This is a genomic window from Actinosynnema sp. CS-041913 (assembly GCF_050942485.1).
Classification (GTDB): Bacteria; Actinomycetota; Actinomycetes; order Mycobacteriales; family Pseudonocardiaceae; genus Actinosynnema.
Window position 1 is genome coordinate 7,281,593 of the sequence record NZ_CP192037.1, and the last position, 15,997, is coordinate 7,297,589.

The 15,997-nt window shown below is 70.3% G+C and carries 13 protein-coding genes; 3 read left to right on the forward strand and 10 right to left on the reverse strand.

Translation table 11 applies throughout. The annotated features are described in order from the left end of the window. Nucleotides 1-32: 32 nt before the first annotated feature. From ACQPZF_RS32590 to ACQPZF_RS32600, 3 genes are read right to left on the reverse strand one after another with little or no spacing between them, the layout of a single operon-like run. Nucleotides 33-1,022, reverse strand: a complete 990-nt coding sequence (locus ACQPZF_RS32590; protein ID WP_433263572.1) for a serine/threonine protein phosphatase — start codon at nucleotides 1,020-1,022, stop codon at nucleotides 33-35. Between the two features lie 11 nt (nucleotides 1,023-1,033). Next, a complete protein-coding gene (locus tag ACQPZF_RS32595; protein ID WP_433263574.1) occupies nucleotides 1,034-1,216 on the reverse strand; it encodes a DUF397 domain-containing protein in 183 nt (60 codons plus the stop codon). Nucleotides 1,217-1,232: 16 nt separating this feature from the next. After that, nucleotides 1,233-2,093, reverse strand: coding sequence for a helix-turn-helix domain-containing protein (locus tag ACQPZF_RS32600; RefSeq protein ID WP_433263576.1), 861 nt, complete (start codon nucleotides 2,091-2,093; stop codon nucleotides 1,233-1,235). 107 nt (nucleotides 2,094-2,200) lie between these two features. Here ACQPZF_RS32600 and ACQPZF_RS32605 point away from each other — a divergent pair, with 107 nt between their 5' ends. Beyond that, complete coding sequence (locus tag ACQPZF_RS32605) at nucleotides 2,201-2,401, forward strand: hypothetical protein (protein WP_433263578.1); 201 nt, start codon at nucleotides 2,201-2,203, stop codon at nucleotides 2,399-2,401. A gap of 49 nt (nucleotides 2,402-2,450) precedes the next feature. Here the strand turns inward: ACQPZF_RS32605 and ACQPZF_RS32610 are convergent, their stop codons facing one another. From ACQPZF_RS32610 to dctA, 4 genes are all read right to left on the reverse strand, one after another. Then, a complete protein-coding gene (locus tag ACQPZF_RS32610) occupies nucleotides 2,451-2,927 on the reverse strand; it encodes a hypothetical protein (RefSeq protein WP_433263580.1) in 477 nt (158 codons plus the stop codon). Nucleotides 2,928-2,974: 47 nt separating this feature from the next. Next, nucleotides 2,975-4,480, reverse strand: a complete 1,506-nt coding sequence (locus tag ACQPZF_RS32615) for a glutamate synthase subunit beta (RefSeq protein WP_433263582.1) — start codon at nucleotides 4,478-4,480, stop codon at nucleotides 2,975-2,977. Beyond that, nucleotides 4,473-9,011 (reverse strand): glutamate synthase large subunit, encoded by a 4,539-nt coding sequence (gltB, locus tag ACQPZF_RS32620; protein ID WP_433263584.1) that lies wholly within the window; start codon nucleotides 9,009-9,011, stop codon nucleotides 4,473-4,475. The genes ACQPZF_RS32615 and gltB overlap by 8 nt, the downstream gene beginning before the upstream one ends. A 454-nt stretch (nucleotides 9,012-9,465) precedes the next feature. Further along, nucleotides 9,466-10,833, reverse strand: a complete 1,368-nt coding sequence (gene dctA / locus ACQPZF_RS32625) for a C4-dicarboxylate transporter DctA (RefSeq protein WP_433263586.1) — start codon at nucleotides 10,831-10,833, stop codon at nucleotides 9,466-9,468. Between the two features lie 143 nt (nucleotides 10,834-10,976). On the opposite strand from dctA, the gene ACQPZF_RS32630 reads away from it, so the two are divergent. Continuing rightward, nucleotides 10,977-11,906, forward strand: coding sequence for a TAXI family TRAP transporter solute-binding subunit (locus ACQPZF_RS32630; RefSeq protein WP_433263587.1), 930 nt, complete (start codon nucleotides 10,977-10,979; stop codon nucleotides 11,904-11,906). Between the two features lie 27 nt (nucleotides 11,907-11,933). Here the strand turns inward: ACQPZF_RS32630 and ACQPZF_RS32635 are convergent, their stop codons facing one another. Beyond that, the gene (locus tag ACQPZF_RS32635; RefSeq protein ID WP_433263589.1) at nucleotides 11,934-13,304 is read right to left on the reverse strand and encodes an ATP-binding protein; all 1,371 of its coding nucleotides are present in this window, start codon (nucleotides 13,302-13,304) and stop codon (nucleotides 11,934-11,936) included. Between the two features lie 243 nt (nucleotides 13,305-13,547). Here ACQPZF_RS32635 and ACQPZF_RS32640 point away from each other — a divergent pair, with 243 nt between their 5' ends. Further along, nucleotides 13,548-14,078 carry an AMIN-like domain-containing (lipo)protein gene (locus tag ACQPZF_RS32640; RefSeq protein ID WP_433263591.1) on the forward strand — a complete coding sequence of 177 codons (531 nt, stop codon included), beginning with the start codon at nucleotides 13,548-13,550 and terminating at the stop codon, nucleotides 14,076-14,078. 77 nt (nucleotides 14,079-14,155) lie between these two features. On the opposite strand, the gene ACQPZF_RS32645 is transcribed toward ACQPZF_RS32640, so the two are convergent. Next, complete coding sequence (locus ACQPZF_RS32645) at nucleotides 14,156-14,824, reverse strand: response regulator transcription factor (RefSeq protein WP_433263593.1); 669 nt, start codon at nucleotides 14,822-14,824, stop codon at nucleotides 14,156-14,158. Nucleotides 14,825-14,829: 5 nt separating this feature from the next. Then, a complete protein-coding gene (gene lgt, locus ACQPZF_RS32650; protein ID WP_433274808.1) occupies nucleotides 14,830-15,990 on the reverse strand; it encodes a prolipoprotein diacylglyceryl transferase in 1,161 nt (386 codons plus the stop codon). Nucleotides 15,991-15,997: the final 7 nt, after the last annotated feature.

A 15,997-nucleotide genomic window follows, 5' to 3' on the forward strand; every position in this document is an offset into this window, starting at 1 on the left:
TGATGGGGACAGATGCCGTTGGACCGTGACAGCTACCGGCCGGGGTACTCCGCGTCCACCTCGCCGTCGAACAGCTTCCAGTAGAAGCCGTTCATCCTCGCGGCTGTGAGTGCGTGCCGACGCAAGATCGCGGCGACGTTCGGCGGCACGCCGTCGGGGATGTGCCCGGCGGCGCACCGACGCACGTACTCGTTGCGAACCGCAGGACCGGCCGACACCCCGCACACCTCCGCGACCAGCCAGTTGACCAGTCGCATGGCGGCGTAGCCGGCGTCGTGCGTGGCGTTGCGCCGAACGAACTCACGCTCGGCGTCCGACAGGTCGAACTTCGGCGACGTGACCAACCCGAAGTCGGCAAGGTAGATCCGCCCACCGTCGACGCGCATGTTGCCGAAGTGCCCGTCCATGTGCAGCAACTCCCGCCCCCGCAGGAAGCCGACGATCTCCGCCAACTGCCGCTCGACCGTGCCGGCCTTGCCTGCGGGGTCTTCTTTGAGCCAGTCTTCCAGCGGGTGCGGGACGTACTCGCTGAACAGCACGAGACTGCGCGACGCGGCGGCCAGCGCTTCGAGGCGGACGCGCACGGCCGGATGGTTGTTCAGTGCGGCGACAACCGCGTCGGTGTCGGCGTGCTCGTCGGCGATCGGCGCCCGACCGGGCAGGATGCGCCAGTGGTGGAGCACCGGGAACGATTCCGTCTCGCCCGCCAGCACCGCGTCGGTGAGGACGAGGTTGGCGGCCAGCTCGCGCCAGGCGTTGAACCCCGGGCTGACGACGCCGTACTGGCAGAAGGTCGGCAGGTCGAACAGGTTCGCGGTGGAGTGCGGGTGGGCGTGTTCCCGGTCGGTCAGCGGGATGCGCTTGACGAACACCGCCACGCCGTCGACACCGAGCACCGCCGACCCACCGCCCACGCCCACGTCGCCGGGTTGGCCTGTGCTTATGAGTTCGGCGAGCTGGTCGTCTTCGCGCGATGCGAGGAAGGCTGACAGGTTCTCGTGGCGGGTACGTCGGGTAGGCATCGTCGGCCGACTCAGCCTCGACTGAACCGATCCCGCTTGGCGGCCGTCAGGAACCGACCGAACCCCGAAGAGCCTAGCCGCACCTGGCCGCCCTCCGGAGCCTTGCTGTCCCGAACAGCCACTCCCGCCACCAGCCGCGCCACCTCAACACAGTTGTTGCCGTTGTCCCCGCTGTAGCTCGACCTGCGAAACATCAGATGCCTCCAAGCACTAGCTGTACTCGGAAGCAACCTTACGCATAAAGCGCCGGGTCTCCTCAAATCCCAGCGAAGCACCCGTCAGCCGAGCCCACTGACCATCGAGGGTGGCGACAACCTTCTTGTCGTCGATGTACCGGACCTCGGCCTGGTTCTCCGTGTAGGCGAACTCCAACGGCCCGGCGACTCCCGGCGACGGGATGCGCAGCAACACGAACCCATCCCGGATCGAGGTGGCTTGCAGGAGGGTCTTGAAGGGCAGCACCTGGAGCCGGATGTTGGGCAGCTTGGACAGCTTGATCATGTAGTTGATCTGCTCCCGCATCACCTCTGGTGCCGCATACTGCCTGCGCAGCGCCGATTCCGAGATCACGAATGCGACCTGCGGCGGGTTCGGCTTGTGGAAGATCTCCTGCCTCACCAGCCGCGCCTTGACTCGCGCATCCAGGTCCCGGTTGTCATCGACGTGGGAGTACAGCGCCCGGATGAAGCGCTCGCACTGCAGCAGACCGGGCGGCACCTCGCTCTCCACCGTGCGGATGAGATCGCAGTTCTCTTCAAGGTCGATCATGGTTCGGAACTGCTCGGCATACATGCTGCGCACACCGGTCCACATGCCGCGCTGACCGCTCCCCCGGCGCAACGCCATCAGCGTCTCGATGTGGTGCTCGTCGGTGACACCGAACCCCTTGAGCAGCAGAAGCAGGTCGCCGGGGGTGATGCTGGACTGCCCGGCCTCCAACTCGGTCAGCTTGGTCTGGGTCCTCTCGATCAACGCAGCCGCCTGCGCCTGGGACAGGCCCGCGCGCCCTCGGAGGTACGCGATCTCCTTGCCCAGCAACAGTTTCTTCGTCGTCGGGGTGACCTTCGCCATGAGCCAACCCTACCGGCACCCACCTGCTCAGACATCACTCGATCAGGCGAGTACTAAAAATCCGTTTATTGGAATAGCGTGGTGTCACCTCAGAGCTAGGAGGAACTATGGGGCTAGGGGTCGAGGTCGACTCGTTCGTCCAACTCGAAGACAACTGCACGATCAAGGTCGAAGACCTGCGGAGCCGGTACATCCACCTGCGCATAGGGGGCAGCGACACCGGCCTGACGCTGTCACTCACCGAAGGCGCGCTCAGGAAGCTCGCCGAGAAGGCCGCCGAAGCCCTACAACCCGTCGAACCGACGTAACGACAGCAACCGCCCGCGAACGTCGTTCGCGGGCGGCCAGGGCATCCGCTCAGATGCGCTTGAGGGTGAACAGGTTGTCAAACGGGTCGACCACAGCCTTGATGCGGGCTCCGACCTTGAAACCCGGTTCGGGACGACAGCGGTAGGTCGCCGAGAACGGTGGGACGTCATCGCCGCTGATGCGCAGGCTCAGCACCGCCATGGTGGGCCCCTCGGGGTCTTCGTCCAGTTCCAGCCCGACGACCTCCGCGACGGCAGGCCGACCGGACTGCCGCAGCCGTGCGATGTCCGCTCTGGCCCGGTTCGCCCCGGACCACATCACGAAGCCGATGGGCCCCAGGATCAGCAGCGAGCCGATCGTGGCCGGCACCTCCCACCAAGCCCAGTCCTCGCCGTCCAGGAACAGCGCGACGGGCACGAGCGGAACAGACAGCCAGCACAGGATGGCGACCAGGCGGTTCACCGTCCGCCCACCGACGCCGTCGACCGACGCCTGCCTGGCGCTCGCGCCTTCGTCACCGGTCACCCGGTGATCGTAAACCTCAGCCCGCCCGGGCTGTCAGCACAACGCGGTCACACCACCGCGAGCGGCAACTGGTTCGGGATCACCGGGGACGGCAGGTCCGACGAACCGGTCAGGTAGTTGTCGACCGCGTTCGCCACCGACCTGCCCTCCGCGATCGCCCACACCACGAGCGACGCACCGCGATGGGCGTCGCCGCACACGAACACGCCGGGAGCCTGGGTCTGCCAGTCCGACCCGCACGAGATGGTGCCACGCGAAGTCAGGTCGATCCCCAACCCGTCCAGCAACGGCATCCGTTCCACGCCCTCGAAACCGATGGCCAGCAGGACCAGGTCGGCCGGCAGCACCTCGACCTCTTCCGACGTCGGCACGACCGCCCGCCGGCCGGAAGCGTCCTTCTCCACCCGCACCTTGCGCAACTGGATCTGCCGGACGTGCCCGTCCTCGTCGCCGACGAACTTCTCCACCGCCACGGCGAACTTCCGCTCACCCGCCTCCTCGTGCGCGGGGTACGTCCGCAGGATCCACGGCCACACCGGCCACGGCGAGCGCTCGTCGTCGCGTTGCGAAGGCGGCTGCGGGTACTGGTCGAGTTGCAGCACCGACGCGGCGCCCTGCCTGGACGCCGTGCCGTAGCAGTCGGCGCCGGTGTCGCCGCCGCCGATGATCACGACGTGCTTGCCGGCCGCGTCGATCCCGGGCGCGCCGTCGCCCTCGCACGCCCGGTTGGCCGGCACCAGGTGCTCCATGGCGAGGTGGATACCCGCCAAGTCGCGGCCGGGGGTGGACGTGTCGTCACGGCCGCGCAGCGCGCCCACCGCCAGCACCACCGCGTCGAACCGCTCGCGCAGGTGCTCGACGGTCAGGTCGACGCCGACCTCGCAGCCGGTGACGAACTTCGTGCCTTCCTTGCGGAGCTGGGAAAGCCTGCGGTCGAGGACCTTCTTCTCCATCTTGAACTCGGGGATGCCGTACCGCAGCAGCCCGCCGAGCCGGTCGTCCCGTTCGTAGACCGTGACCTCGTGGCCGGCCCGGGTGAGCTGCTGGGCCGCCGCGAGACCGGCCGGGCCGGAACCCACCACGGCGACGCGCTTCCCGGACGACACGTGCGACTGCGTGGGCCGCACGAGGCCCTGCTCCCACGACACGTCCGCGATGGCCTGCTCGACGCGCTTGATCGCGACCGCGCCGCCGGCGTCGTGGCTGATCGCCAGCACGCACGCCGACTCGCACGGCGCGGGGCACAGCTTGCCGGTGAACTCGGGGAAGTTGTTGGTGGCGTGCAGGCGTTCCGACGCCTGCTCCCAGTCGCCCCGGCGCACCAGGTCGTTCCACTCGGGGATGAGGTTGCCCAGCGGGCAGCCGGCCGAGCCCGAGTGGCAGAACGGGACGCCGCAGTCCATGCACCGGGCGGCCTGGGTCCTCACCTCGGGGTCGCGGGTCTCCGCGTCGAGGTCCTGGTAGACCTCGTTCCAGTCGGACAGCCGCTCGGCCGCCGGGCGCTTCTTCGCGTCGGCGCGGGTGTGCTTGAGGAAACCGTACGGGTCAGCCACGGGAAGCCTCCATGATCGCCTGGTCGACGTCCCGTCCTTCCGCGCGGGCGAGCCTCATCGCTTCGAGCACGCGCTGGTAGTCGCCGGGCATGACCTTCGTGAACGACGCGGATCGCCGGGGCCAGTCGCCGAGCAGCGACGCGGCCACGGCCGATCCGGTGAGCTTGTGGTGTCGCTCCACCACTTCGCGCAGCCAGCGCAGGTCCTCGCCGCCGGGCCGCTGCAACTCGACCATCGCCCGGTTCACCGAGGCGGGGACGAGGTCCAACACGTACGCGATGCCGCCGGACATGCCCGCGGCCAGGTTGCGCCCGGTCGGTCCGAGCACCACCGCACGGCCGCCGGTCATGTACTCGAACGCGTGGTCGCCCACGCCTTCCGCGACCGCCAGCGCGCCGGAGTTCCTTACGCAGAACCGTTCTCCGACACGTCCGCGCAGGAAGATCTCGCCGCTGGTCGCGCCGTAGCCGATGACGTTGCCCGCGATCACCTGCCGCTCGGCCGCGAACGGGGCGTCCGGGTGCGGGCGCACGACGATCCGGCCGCCGGACAGCCCCTTGCCCACGTAGTCGTTGGCGTCGCCGACCATCTCCAGCGTGATGCCACGCGGGATGAACGCGCCGAGCGACTGGCCTGCGGAGCCGGTGAACGTCACGTGGATGGTGTCGTCGGGCAGCCCGTCACCGCCGAACCGGCGCGTCACCTCCGCGCCGAGCAGCGTGCCGACGGTGCGGTTCACGTTGCGCAGCGGGAGTTCCAGGCGCACCGGGAGCGCATCTTCCAGCGCTGCCTCGGCAAGCTGGATCAGCGTGCGGTCGAGTGCCTGCGCCAGACCGTGGTCCTGCTCGCGGACGCGCCGCTTCGCCGTCCGGTACGGGGTTTCCGGCACCTCGAAGACCGGCGTCAGGTCCAGGCCCGCCGCCTTCCAGTGCTCGACGGCCCGGTCGGTCGCCAGCAGCTCGGCGTGGCCGACGGCCTCGTCGATCGTCCGGAAACCCAGTGCCGCCAGGTGTTCCCGCACTTCCTGGGCGATGAACTCGAAGAAGTTCACCACGTGGTCGACCTGTCCGGTGTAGCGCTTGCGCAGCTCGGGGTTCTGCGTGGCCACGCCGACTGGGCAGGTGTCCAGGTGGCAGACCCGCATCATCACGCAGCCCGCGACGATCAGCGGCGCGGTGGCGAAGCCGAACTCCTCCGCGCCGAGCAGCGCCGCCACGACCACGTCCCGGCCGGTGCGCAGAGCGCCGTCCACCTGCACCGTGATGCGGTCGCGCAAACCGTTGAGCAGCAACGTCTGCTGGGTCTCGGCGAGGCCGATCTCCCACGGCGTCCCGGCGTGCTTCAGCGAGTTCAGCGGCGACGCGCCGGTCCCGCCGTCGTGGCCGGAGATCAGCACGACGTCCGCGTGCGCCTTGGCGACGCCCGCCGCGACCGTGCCGACGCCGACCTCGCTGACCAGCTTGACGTGCACGCGGGCCTGCTCGTTGGCGTTCTTCAGGTCGTGGATGAGCTGCGCCAGGTCCTCGATCGAGTAGATGTCGTGGTGCGGCGGCGGGGAGATCAGGCCCACGCCCGGCGTGGAGTGCCGGGTCCGCGCGATCCACGGGTACACCTTGTAGCCGGGGAGCTGCCCGCCCTCGCCGGGCTTCGCGCCCTGCGCCATCTTGATCTGGATGTCGCTCGCGTTGACCAGGTACTCGCTGGTCACACCGAACCGACCGGACGCCACCTGCTTCACGGCCGACCGGCGTTCGGCGTCGTACAGCCGCTCCGGGTCCTCGCCGCCTTCACCGCTGTTGGACCGGCCGCCGAGCCGGTTCATCGCGATGGCCAGGGTTTCGTGCGCCTCGGCGGAGATCGAGCCGTACGACATCGCGCCCGTGTTGAACCGCTTGACGATCGAGGACACCGGCTCGACCTCGTCGATCGGCACCGGCTCGCGCTCCGTCTTCAGCGTGAACAGGCCGCGCAGCGTGCCGCCCTGCCGCGCCAGCCGCTCGACCTCCTCGGTGTAGCGGCGGTAGACGTCCCGCTTGCCGGTCTTCGTGGCGTGCTGCAACAGGAACACCGTCTCCGGCGTGAACAGGTGCAGCTCGCCCTCGCGGCGGTAGGAGTACTCGCCGCCGACCTCCAGCCGTCGGTGCACGCGGTCGGTCGGGTTGTCCGGGTGCGCGCGGCGGTGGCGCAGCGCGACTTCCTCGGCGAGCACGTCCAGCCCCGCGCCGCCGAGCTTGGAGACGGTGCCGCTGAAGTACTCGTCCAGCAGGTCCTTCGACAGGCCGACGGCCTCGAAGACCTGGGCGGCGGTGTACGCGCCGACCGTGGAGATGCCCATCTTGGACATGATCTTCAACGTGCCCTTGACCAACGCGGACACGTAGTTGCGGATGGCCCTGCGCGGCTCGATGCCGGTGATCGCGCCCTGCGAGATCAGGTCTTCGATGGTCTCGAACGCCAGGTACGGGTTCACCGCCGCCGCGCCGTAGCTCAGCAGCGCGGCGATGTGGTGCACCTCGCGGGCGTCGCCGGTCTCCACGACCAGGGCCACCCGCAGCCGTTCCTTGGTGCGCACCAGGTGGTGGTGCACGGCGGAGACCAGCAGCAGCGACGGGATCGGCGCCATCCGGTGGTCGGAGTCGCGGTCGGACAGCACCAGGATGCGCGCGCCGGCGGCGATCGCCTCGGACGCCTCGCGCCGGACCCGTTCGACGGCCTGCGCCAGCGCCGCGCCACCACCGTCCACTTCGTACAGTCCATTCAGGACGGTGCAGGCGAAGCCGGGCAGGTCGCCGTCGTCGTTGATGTGGATGAGCTTGGCCAGCTCGTCGTTGTCGATCACCGGGTAGGTCAGCTTGATGTGCCGGCAGCTCACCGGGCCCGGCTCCAGCAGGTTCTGCTCCGGGCCCATCACCCGCGACACGGACGTGACGATCTCCTCGCGGATCGCGTCCAGCGGCGGGTTCGTGACCTGGGCGAAGTTCTGCACGAAGTAGTCGTAGAGCAGCCGGGAGCGCTGGGACAGCGCGGCCACCGGCGTGTCCGTGCCCATGGAGCCGAGGGGTTCCATGCCGCCGACCGCCATCGGTCCGAGCAGGATGCGCAGCTCCTCCTCGGTGTAGCCGAACGTGAGCTGGCGGCGGACCACGGACTCGTGGCTCTGCACCACGTGCTCGCGGTCGGCGAGGTCGGCCAGCTCCAGCAGCCCGGCGTGCAGCCACTCGTCGTAGGGCAGGTCGTCGGCGAGGCGGGACTTCACCTCGTCGTCGTCCACCAGCCGGCCCTCGACGGTGTCGACCAGGAACATCTTGCCCGGCTGGAGCCGTCCCTTGGCGACCACCTGGTCGGCCGGGACGTCCAGCACGCCGGTCTCGGACGCGAGCACCACCCGCCCGTCGGCGGTCTGCCACCACCGCGCCGGCCGCAGCCCGTTGCGGTCCAGCACCGCGCCGACCAGCGAGCCGTCGGTGAACGTGACGCAGGCCGGCCCGTCCCACGGCTCCATCAGGGACGCGTGGAACTCGTAGAACGCGCGGCGCTTGGGGTCCATCGAGACGTGGTTCTCCCAGGCCTCGGGGATCATCATCAGCACGGCGTGCGGCAGCGACCGCCCACCGAGGTGCAACAGCTCCAGGACCTCGTCGAACGAGGCCGAGTCCGAGCCCTCGGGGTCGCAGATGGGGAACAGCCGGGCCAGGTCGCCGGGGATCAGGTCGGAGGCCAGCAGCGCCTCGCGCGCCCGCATCCGGTTCCGGTTGCCGCGCACGGTGTTGATCTCGCCGTTGTGCGCGACGTAGCGGAACGGGTGCGCCAGCGGCCACGACGGGAAGGTGTTGGTGGAGAACCGCGAGTGGACCAGGGCGATGGCGCTGGCCAGCCGCTCGTCCCGCAGGTCGGGGAAGAACACCGGTAGCTGGCCGGTCGTCAGCATCCCCTTGTAGACCATCGTGCGCGCGGACAGCGACGGGAAGTAGGCGCCGACCTGGGCCGCGACCGTCTCGTGCTCGATCCGCTTGCGCAGGACGAACGTGCGGCGGTCCAGCTCCACACCGGACTTCCCGCCGTCCCCGTCCTCGACGAACAGCATCGCGAAGTGCGGCATGACCGACTGCGCCGTCGGCCCGACGTCGGCGAGCTCCGGGTCCACCGGCACGTCCCGCCAGCCGAGGACGCGCAGCCCTTCCTCTTCCGCGATGCGCTCCGCAAGCGCTTGCGCCTTGGACCGCTCCTCCGGGTCGCGGGGGAGGAAGGCGATGCCGGCCGCGTACGAGCCCGCCTCGGGCAGGGCGAAGTCCACTACCGACCGCAGGAACACGTCGGGTAGCTGCACGAGGATCCCCGCGCCGTCACCGCTGGTCGGCTCGGCGCCGGCGGCGCCGCGGTGCTCCAGGTTCGCGAGCGCCGTCAACGCGTCCACCACGATGCCGTGGGACCGCCGCCCCTGGACGTCGGCGACCATCGCCACACCACAGGCGTCACGCTCCGCAGTCGGGTCGTAGAGCCCCTGCGGGGACGGGATGGCGGAGAAGATCACTGCGCAGACCTCCTTCGTCGTCCTTCAAAAGAACGAGTCCTCGTGTCCAGTTACTGGAAATCCGGTTTCTGGGCACGGGACGACGATGGCCCGCGTGTTGACGCGACTTTAACAGCCGCGAAACCGGGACACACCATCCATTGGGTGATCCAGGTCATTGACGCGTAACGATTGAGGCGGGCGGAGCGACATTGGGGCCGACCTTGTTACGCCTTGTCCAGCATAACCGAGGCCTCGGTCCATTGCGCACCGGTGAGAGCCTGCCTGCCGCGACGCGCGCGGTTGACCGGGTCGTCTCCGGTACCCGGATGGGGACGTTCACCGTATCGAGTGACACGCTGCCTGAACGAGCAGTGTTCGGCACCGGCAGGCTCGCCCCGCACGTCGGACGCGGGCGGGCCCCGCAGCTCCACCGGCGCGGTGGTCGAGCTGCGGGGCCCGTGGGCCGGGTGGTCTAGCGGGAGCCCGCGCCGACCGGCTCGCGGTCGGTCGGGTCGTCACCGTGCTGCCGGTCCATCAACGCGTCGACGTCCACGTCCGACGGGTTGTCCAGCACCTCCTTCAGCCGCGCCCGGTCCAACTGGCCCTGCCAGCGGGCGACCGCCAGCGTGCCGACACCGTTGCCGATGACGTTGGTGATGGCGCGCGCCTCGGACATGAACCGGTCGATGCCGACGATCAGCGCGATGCCGACGGCCGGGATGGCGCTGTTCGCCTCGAACGCCGTCAGCGAGGCCGCGAGCGTCACCAGACCGGCCCCGGTCACGCCCGCCGCGCCCTTGGACGCCAGCAGCATGAACAGCAGCAGGCCGACCTGCGTGCCGAGCCCCACGTCGTGGCCGGTGGCCTGGGCGATGAAGATCGCGCCCATGGTGAGGTAGATGCACGTGCCGTCCAGGTTGAACGAGTACCCGGTCGGGATCGTCAGGCCCACCACGGACTTGTCCGCGCCGGCCGCCTCCATCTTCACCAGCATCCGGGGCAGCACCGACTCCGACGAGGACGTGCCGAGCACGATCAGCAGCTCGTCCTTGATGTACCGCAGGAACTTGAAGATCGAGAACCCCGCGTACAGCCCCACGCCGCCGAGCACCACCAGGATGAACAGCAGGCAGGTCGCGTAGAACGACCCCATCAGCCACGCGAGCTTGCCGAGGATCGTGCCGCCGAACTTGCCGATGGTGTAGGCGATGCCGCCGAACGCGCCGATCGGCGCGGCGTACATGACGATCTTGATGACGCCGAACATGATCTTGGCGAAGGTGTCCAGCGCGGACACGACCTGCTCGCCCCGCCTGCCCATCCCGGCCACCGCGACGGCGACCAGGATCGCCACCACCAGCACCTGGATCAACTGCCCGTCGGTGAACGCGCCGAAGAACGACTTGGGCACCAGCGACAGGATGAACCCGGTCACGCCGGTCTCCGCGGTCTTGGCGTCGGCCAGCGTCTTGGACGCCGCGTCGTCGTTGATCGGGATCGGCGGCCCGTGGTGGCCGGGCTGCACGACGTTCACCACGATCAGCCCGATCGCCAGCGCCACCGTCGTCATCGCCGTGAAGTAGAGGATCGTCCGCAGCGCCAGGCCACCGGCCTTGGCGAGGTTGCCCAGCCCGGCGATGCCGACCACGACCGTGCAGAAGATCGTCGGCGCGATCACCACCTTGACCAGCGCCACGAAGAAGTCCGCCAGCCACTTCATCTCCGACGCCTGCGCGGGGAACGCGTAGCCGACGATCACCCCCAGCACGATCGACACCAGCACCCAGAAGTACAGGTGCCGGTAGATCGGCTTGCGCTCACGGGTTGGCGCGGTGACCACGTCTCCTCCAGGGGGCTGCTGCGGCGGGGTTGGTCAGTGATCCTGAGCACAGCCCCGACCTGCGACAAGACGCCCGCCGGAAACTTCAGGTCCCTCTGACGTAACACGTCGTCCACTGGTCCGACGGGACTAGTCTGGCCGGCGTGCAGGTGACCCGCCGCTCGCTGCTGCTCGCCGCCGTGGCGGCGGGCGTGCCCGCGTGCACGTCGTCCGGCGTGGTCGCGCCCGCGGAGCTGGTGTTGGCCACCGGGCCGGACGGGGCGGTGTTCCGGGAGATCGGCGGCGCGCTGGCGCTGGCGCTGGCCGACCAGTTGCCGGACACGCGGGTGGTCGCCCGGCACACCGCGGCGTCGGTGGAGAACGTCCGGCTGCTCTCCGAAGGATGGGTCCACTTGGGACTGTCCTCTTTGGACCCGCTGTTCGAGGCGCTGCTGAGTGCCGACGACCCGGCCGGGATCAGTGCGGTGGGCCGGCTGTACGACAGCTTCCTCCAGGTCGTGGTGCCGGCGGACGCCCCGGTGCGGCGGATCGCGGACCTCGCCGGGCGCAGGGTCTCGTTCGGGCCGGTCGAGTCCGGGACCGAGTTCACCGCCACCCGGCTGCTCGGCCTGCTGGGGGTGGGGGTGGACGCCCGGCGGATGGCGCACGCCGAGGCGGCGCGGCAGTTGGCGGCGGGGTCGATCGACGCGTTGGTGGCGTTGACCGGGATACCGACGCCCGCGATCACCGGCCTGCTCGGCAGCCTCCCGATCCGCCTGGTGGACCTGCCGGACGAGGCCGTGCGCCTCGCCGAGGCCTATCCCGGGCCTTACGCGCCGGCGACGATTCCGGCCACCACGTACGGGGCTCTGGGGCCTTGCCGGACGTTCGCGGTGCCCAACCTGCTGCTGGCGCGGAGCGCGCTGGACGCGTCCGTGGTGGAGGTCGTGACCCGGACGGTGTTCACCGAGTCGGCCCGCATCGTCGCCGGACACCCAGAGGCCAGCCGGATCAACGTGCGCACCGGCATCGCCACCGGGCAGGTGCCGCTGCACCGGGGGGCTGAGCGCTGGTTCCGTTCCGTGAAGCGGTGATACGCCTGCTCTACGCACCTTGTCCGGCTACGCGTCGAGCCCTCCGGACTTGAGCACGACCACGGCGTCCAGTCCGTGCGGCTCGACCGGCTGGAGCCGGAGGTCACCGCCGGCACTGGCGATCAGCTCGGCGCAGATCGACAGCCCCAACCCGGTGCCCGCGATGTTCTGGTGCCGTGCCGCGCGCCAGAACCGGCGCATCGCCAGCTTGCGGTCCTCCGCGGCCAGCCCTGCGCCGTCGTCGGTGACGTGCAGCTCGACCTTGTCGCCGTGCGCGGCGCCCCAGACCTCGATCCGGGTCGCGCCGGACAGGCGGATGGCGTTGCCGACGAGTTCGTCCAGCACACTGCCGAGCCCACCGGGCGGCTCCAGCACGCGCAGGCCCGCCGGCACGTCGACGTCCAGCGCGATGTCCCCGGCCAACGCCCGCCAGCCGGGCACGTGCGTGGCCAGCAGCGAGTCGACCTCGACCGGTTCGGCGGCGGAGGCGCTGTCCAGGCGGGTCGCGGCGAGCAGGGTGTCCAAGACGCGGCCCATCTCCTCGGCTTCGTCCACGGCGATGCGCTGGGCTTCCCGGCCGGCGTCGTCCGTGACGTGCGGCGCGAGGTTGTCGACCGCGAGCCGGAGGCTGGCGAGGGGGTTGCGAAGCTGGTGGGAGGCGTCCGACACGAAGGCCCGCTGGCGGCGGAGGGCGCGGCTGACGACGTCCACCATGGCGTTGAAGGACGCGGCGAGCCTTCGCAGCTCAGGCGGCCCGTCCACCTCGTCGGCCCGCACGTCGAGCTGCCCGCCGGCGACGGCGGCGGTGGCGTCGTCCAACGTCCGGACCGGCCGCAACACCCACCGCGACATCGGCCACGCCACCGCCACCACACCGAGCATCGGCACCAGGCCGATCAACGCCAGCAGCCCCCACTGCCGCAGGATCGCCGCGCGCAGCCCCCCGGTGGGCGAGATCGTCACCACCGCCGCGACCACTTCGCTGTCCCGGCCGACCGGCTCCACCACGACGAGGTCGACGTCCTCCCACGGCCAGATCGACCTGTCCGCTTCGCCCCGGTAGCCGCTGAACGCCGCGTCCAGGCCGGTCTCGACGTCCGGGTCGGTGAGGTGGAACGGCTCGCGGGAGCTTTCGAGCACCGTGCGGTCGGTGCTGATCAGGGCGGCGGCGATGCCGTAGAGCTGGTCGTAGCGGAACAGCTCCTCGCGCAGGGCGGTGCGGCGGCCGGAGGCGAGGGCGTTCTCGGCGAGCGAGGCGAACCGGCCGGCGTCGCCCAGGCGGTCCAGGTAGGTCTCCTGGCTCTCGCCCTGGACCACGGCGAACGCGAGCGGCACCCCGAGCGCCGCGACCAGCGCCACCAGCAGCGGCACGATGAGGACGAGCAGTCGGCGCAGCATCACACCTCGTCAGGGGGTCGGCACGCCATCCTGCCCCACCCGGTCGGCTTCCTCATCCGGAACGGCCCCGGGCGGCGGAGGTGCAGGCAGCGACTGAGCGGGTGCACGGCTGCCGTTGGGCCAGGCGAGTGGTTGCGAGGTGTGCGAACCGGAGCGGCGAGGGGATGGCGCAACCTCGGCGGTGTGACCGGCGTCATGTGGGAGTACCGGGGATTCCCGGTCGTCTGAAGGGGGATGGTGTCGATGGTTCGCCGTCTTGCGTTATCGGTCTTCGCCCTGGTCTCGGCCTTGGTGGTTGTGGTGGTGCCCGCGGCGTCGGCCGCGCCCGGGTACTGCGGTATCGAGTGGGGCTCGTCGCCCAAGGTCGCGTCGCCTACCGCGTCCGGGAACCTCACCGACATCAGATCCGGTCGCCAGGACTGCTACGACCGGCTGGTGTTCGACTTCCGGGGCACGAACGACGGGTACTTCGTCCAGTACGTCGACGACGTGTACGAGGACGGGTCCGGGCGGTTGGTGCCGCTGCGGGGCGGGGCGAAGCTGCAGGTGGTCGTCTACTCGCCGGCCTACGACGACGCCGGCAACCCCACCTACACGTACCCGAACCGGGCCGAGCTGGTGGATGTGACCGGGTATTCGACGTTCCGGCAGGTCGCGTGGGCCGGGTCGTTCGAAGGGCAGACCACGGTCGGGCTCGGGGTCCGGGCCCGGCTGCCGTTCCGGGTGTTCACGCTACCGGGGCGGGTCGTCGTGGACGTCGCCCACCTCTGGTGATCCCGGTCGACCACGGGATTCCGGTCAGCCGGGACTCGGTGAGCCGAATTCAGTGAGCCCGACTCGGTGAGCCGACGTCAGGAGTGGGCTGCCGCCCGGTAGCCCACTCCGCGGATCGTCTCGATCTTCACCGCGTCGCCCAGCTTGCCGCGCAGGGCGGCGATGTGGGTGTCCAGAGTGCGCGACGGGGCCTCCCAGTGCGCCTGCCACACCTGGTCCACGATCAGGTCCCGGCTGACCACCGTCCCCGCCCTCGTCACGAGCAGGGCGAGCAGGTCGAACTCCTTGCGGGTCAGCGGGACCGGTTCGCCGTCGACGGTCGCCTCGCGGGTCGCGGAGTCCAGGGACAGCGGCCCGAGGGTCACCCGGTGTCCGTGGTCCTCGGCCGCCCGTGCGGCGCGGGTGCGGCGGAGCACCGCTTCGATGCGGGCCAGCAGCTCGGCCGTGCCGAAGGGCTTGACCACGTAGTCGTCCGCGCCCGCCCGGAGGCCCAGGACCCGTTCGCGCTCTTCGCCTCGCGCGGTGACCGTGATGACCGCCGTGCCCGGCCGGTGCCTCAGCTCGCGCAGCACGTCCAGGCCGTCCTTGTCGGGCAGGCCCAGGTCCAGCAGCACGACGTCGGCGGGCGGCGCGTCCAGCGCGGCGGCGGCCGTCGCCACCCGGTGGACCTCGTAGCCCGCGTGCCGCAGAGCGGTGAGCAGTCCACGCGCCACCCGGTCGTCATCTTCGACGACGAGTATGCGCATGGGACCTACTCGCCCGGCTTCTCACCCGGCTTGGTGTCCGGGACCTTGGACGACCCGCCCTTGGTGTCCGGGACGGTGGCCGACTCGGGCTTCGCGTCGGGGACCGAGGTGGGCTCGGACTTCGCGTCCGGGACCGCGGCTGACCCCGACTTCACATCCGGGACCACCGCGGACCCCGACTTCACATCCGGGGCCACGGCGGACCCCGGCTTCGCATCCGTTCCGTCGGCGTCGTCGGCCCGGTCGGCGGCGCTGTCGGCGGCGTGAGGCTCCGCACCGGACCCGCCGCCGTCTACGGTCGCGCCGCCGTCACGCACGATGACCTCGCGGTCGCCCCTCTTCGCGGCCAGCAGAAAGTAGGCGACCGCGCCGAGGAACACCACCACCGACGTGATGACGTTGATGCGCAGCCCGAGGACCTGCGTCGCCGGGTCGGTCCGCATGATCTCGATCCAGAACCGGCCCGCCGTGTAGCCCGCGACGTACAGCGCGAACACCCGCCCGTGGCCCAGCCGGAACTTCCGGTCGGCCCACACGATCACCAGCGCCACGCCCAGGCACCACAGCAGCTCGTACAGGAACGTGGGGTGCACGATCTCGACCGGCGTGTGGTCCAGCGCCACGCCGCCCAGCTCGTCCTTCAGCCCGGTCGCCGGGTTGACCCGCTCGTAGATCTCCAGACCCCACGGCAGCGTGGTGGGACCGCCGTAGAGCTCCTGGTTGAAGTAGTTGCCGAGCCGCCCGACGGCCTGCGCGACCACGATGCCCGGCGCGACCGCGTCCGCCATCGCGGGCAGCGGAATCCCCCGCCGCCGACACGCGATCCACGCCCCGACCGCGCCCAGCGCGATGGCGCCCCAGATGCCGAGGCCGCCGTTCCAGATGGCGAAGGCGTCCCACGGGTTCTTGCCCTCGCCGAAGTACTTGTCGTAGTCGGTCGCGACGTGGTAGAGCCGGCCGCCGATCAACCCGAACGGCACGGCGAACACCGCGATGTCCGTGACCTCGCCCTTCAGCCCACCACGGGCCACCCAGCGCCGTTCACCCCACCAGATGGCCAGGATGATGCCGAGGATGATGCACAGCGCGTAGGCGCGGATCGGGATCGGCCCTAGCTGCCACACGCCCCGATCGGGACTGGGGATCGTCGCGAGGAAAGTCGTCACCACGGCC

Coding starts and splice junctions, on each gene's coding strand:
- ACQPZF_RS32590 (WP_433263572.1), bottom strand. CDS start 1,022: ATGCCTACCCGACGTACCCGCCACGAGAACCTGTCAGCCTTCCTCGCA.
- ACQPZF_RS32595 (WP_433263574.1), bottom strand. CDS start 1,216: ATGTTTCGCAGGTCGAGCTACAGCGGGGACAACGGCAACAACTGTGTT.
- ACQPZF_RS32600 (WP_433263576.1), bottom strand. CDS start 2,093: ATGGCGAAGGTCACCCCGACGACGAAGAAACTGTTGCTGGGCAAGGAG.
- ACQPZF_RS32605 (WP_433263578.1), top strand. CDS start 2,201: ATGGGGCTAGGGGTCGAGGTCGACTCGTTCGTCCAACTCGAAGACAAC.
- ACQPZF_RS32635 (WP_433263589.1), bottom strand. CDS start 13,304: ATGCTGCGCCGACTGCTCGTCCTCATCGTGCCGCTGCTGGTGGCGCTG.
- ACQPZF_RS32640 (WP_433263591.1), top strand. CDS start 13,548: ATGGTTCGCCGTCTTGCGTTATCGGTCTTCGCCCTGGTCTCGGCCTTG.
- ACQPZF_RS32645 (WP_433263593.1), bottom strand. CDS start 14,824: ATGCGCATACTCGTCGTCGAAGATGACGACCGGGTGGCGCGTGGACTG.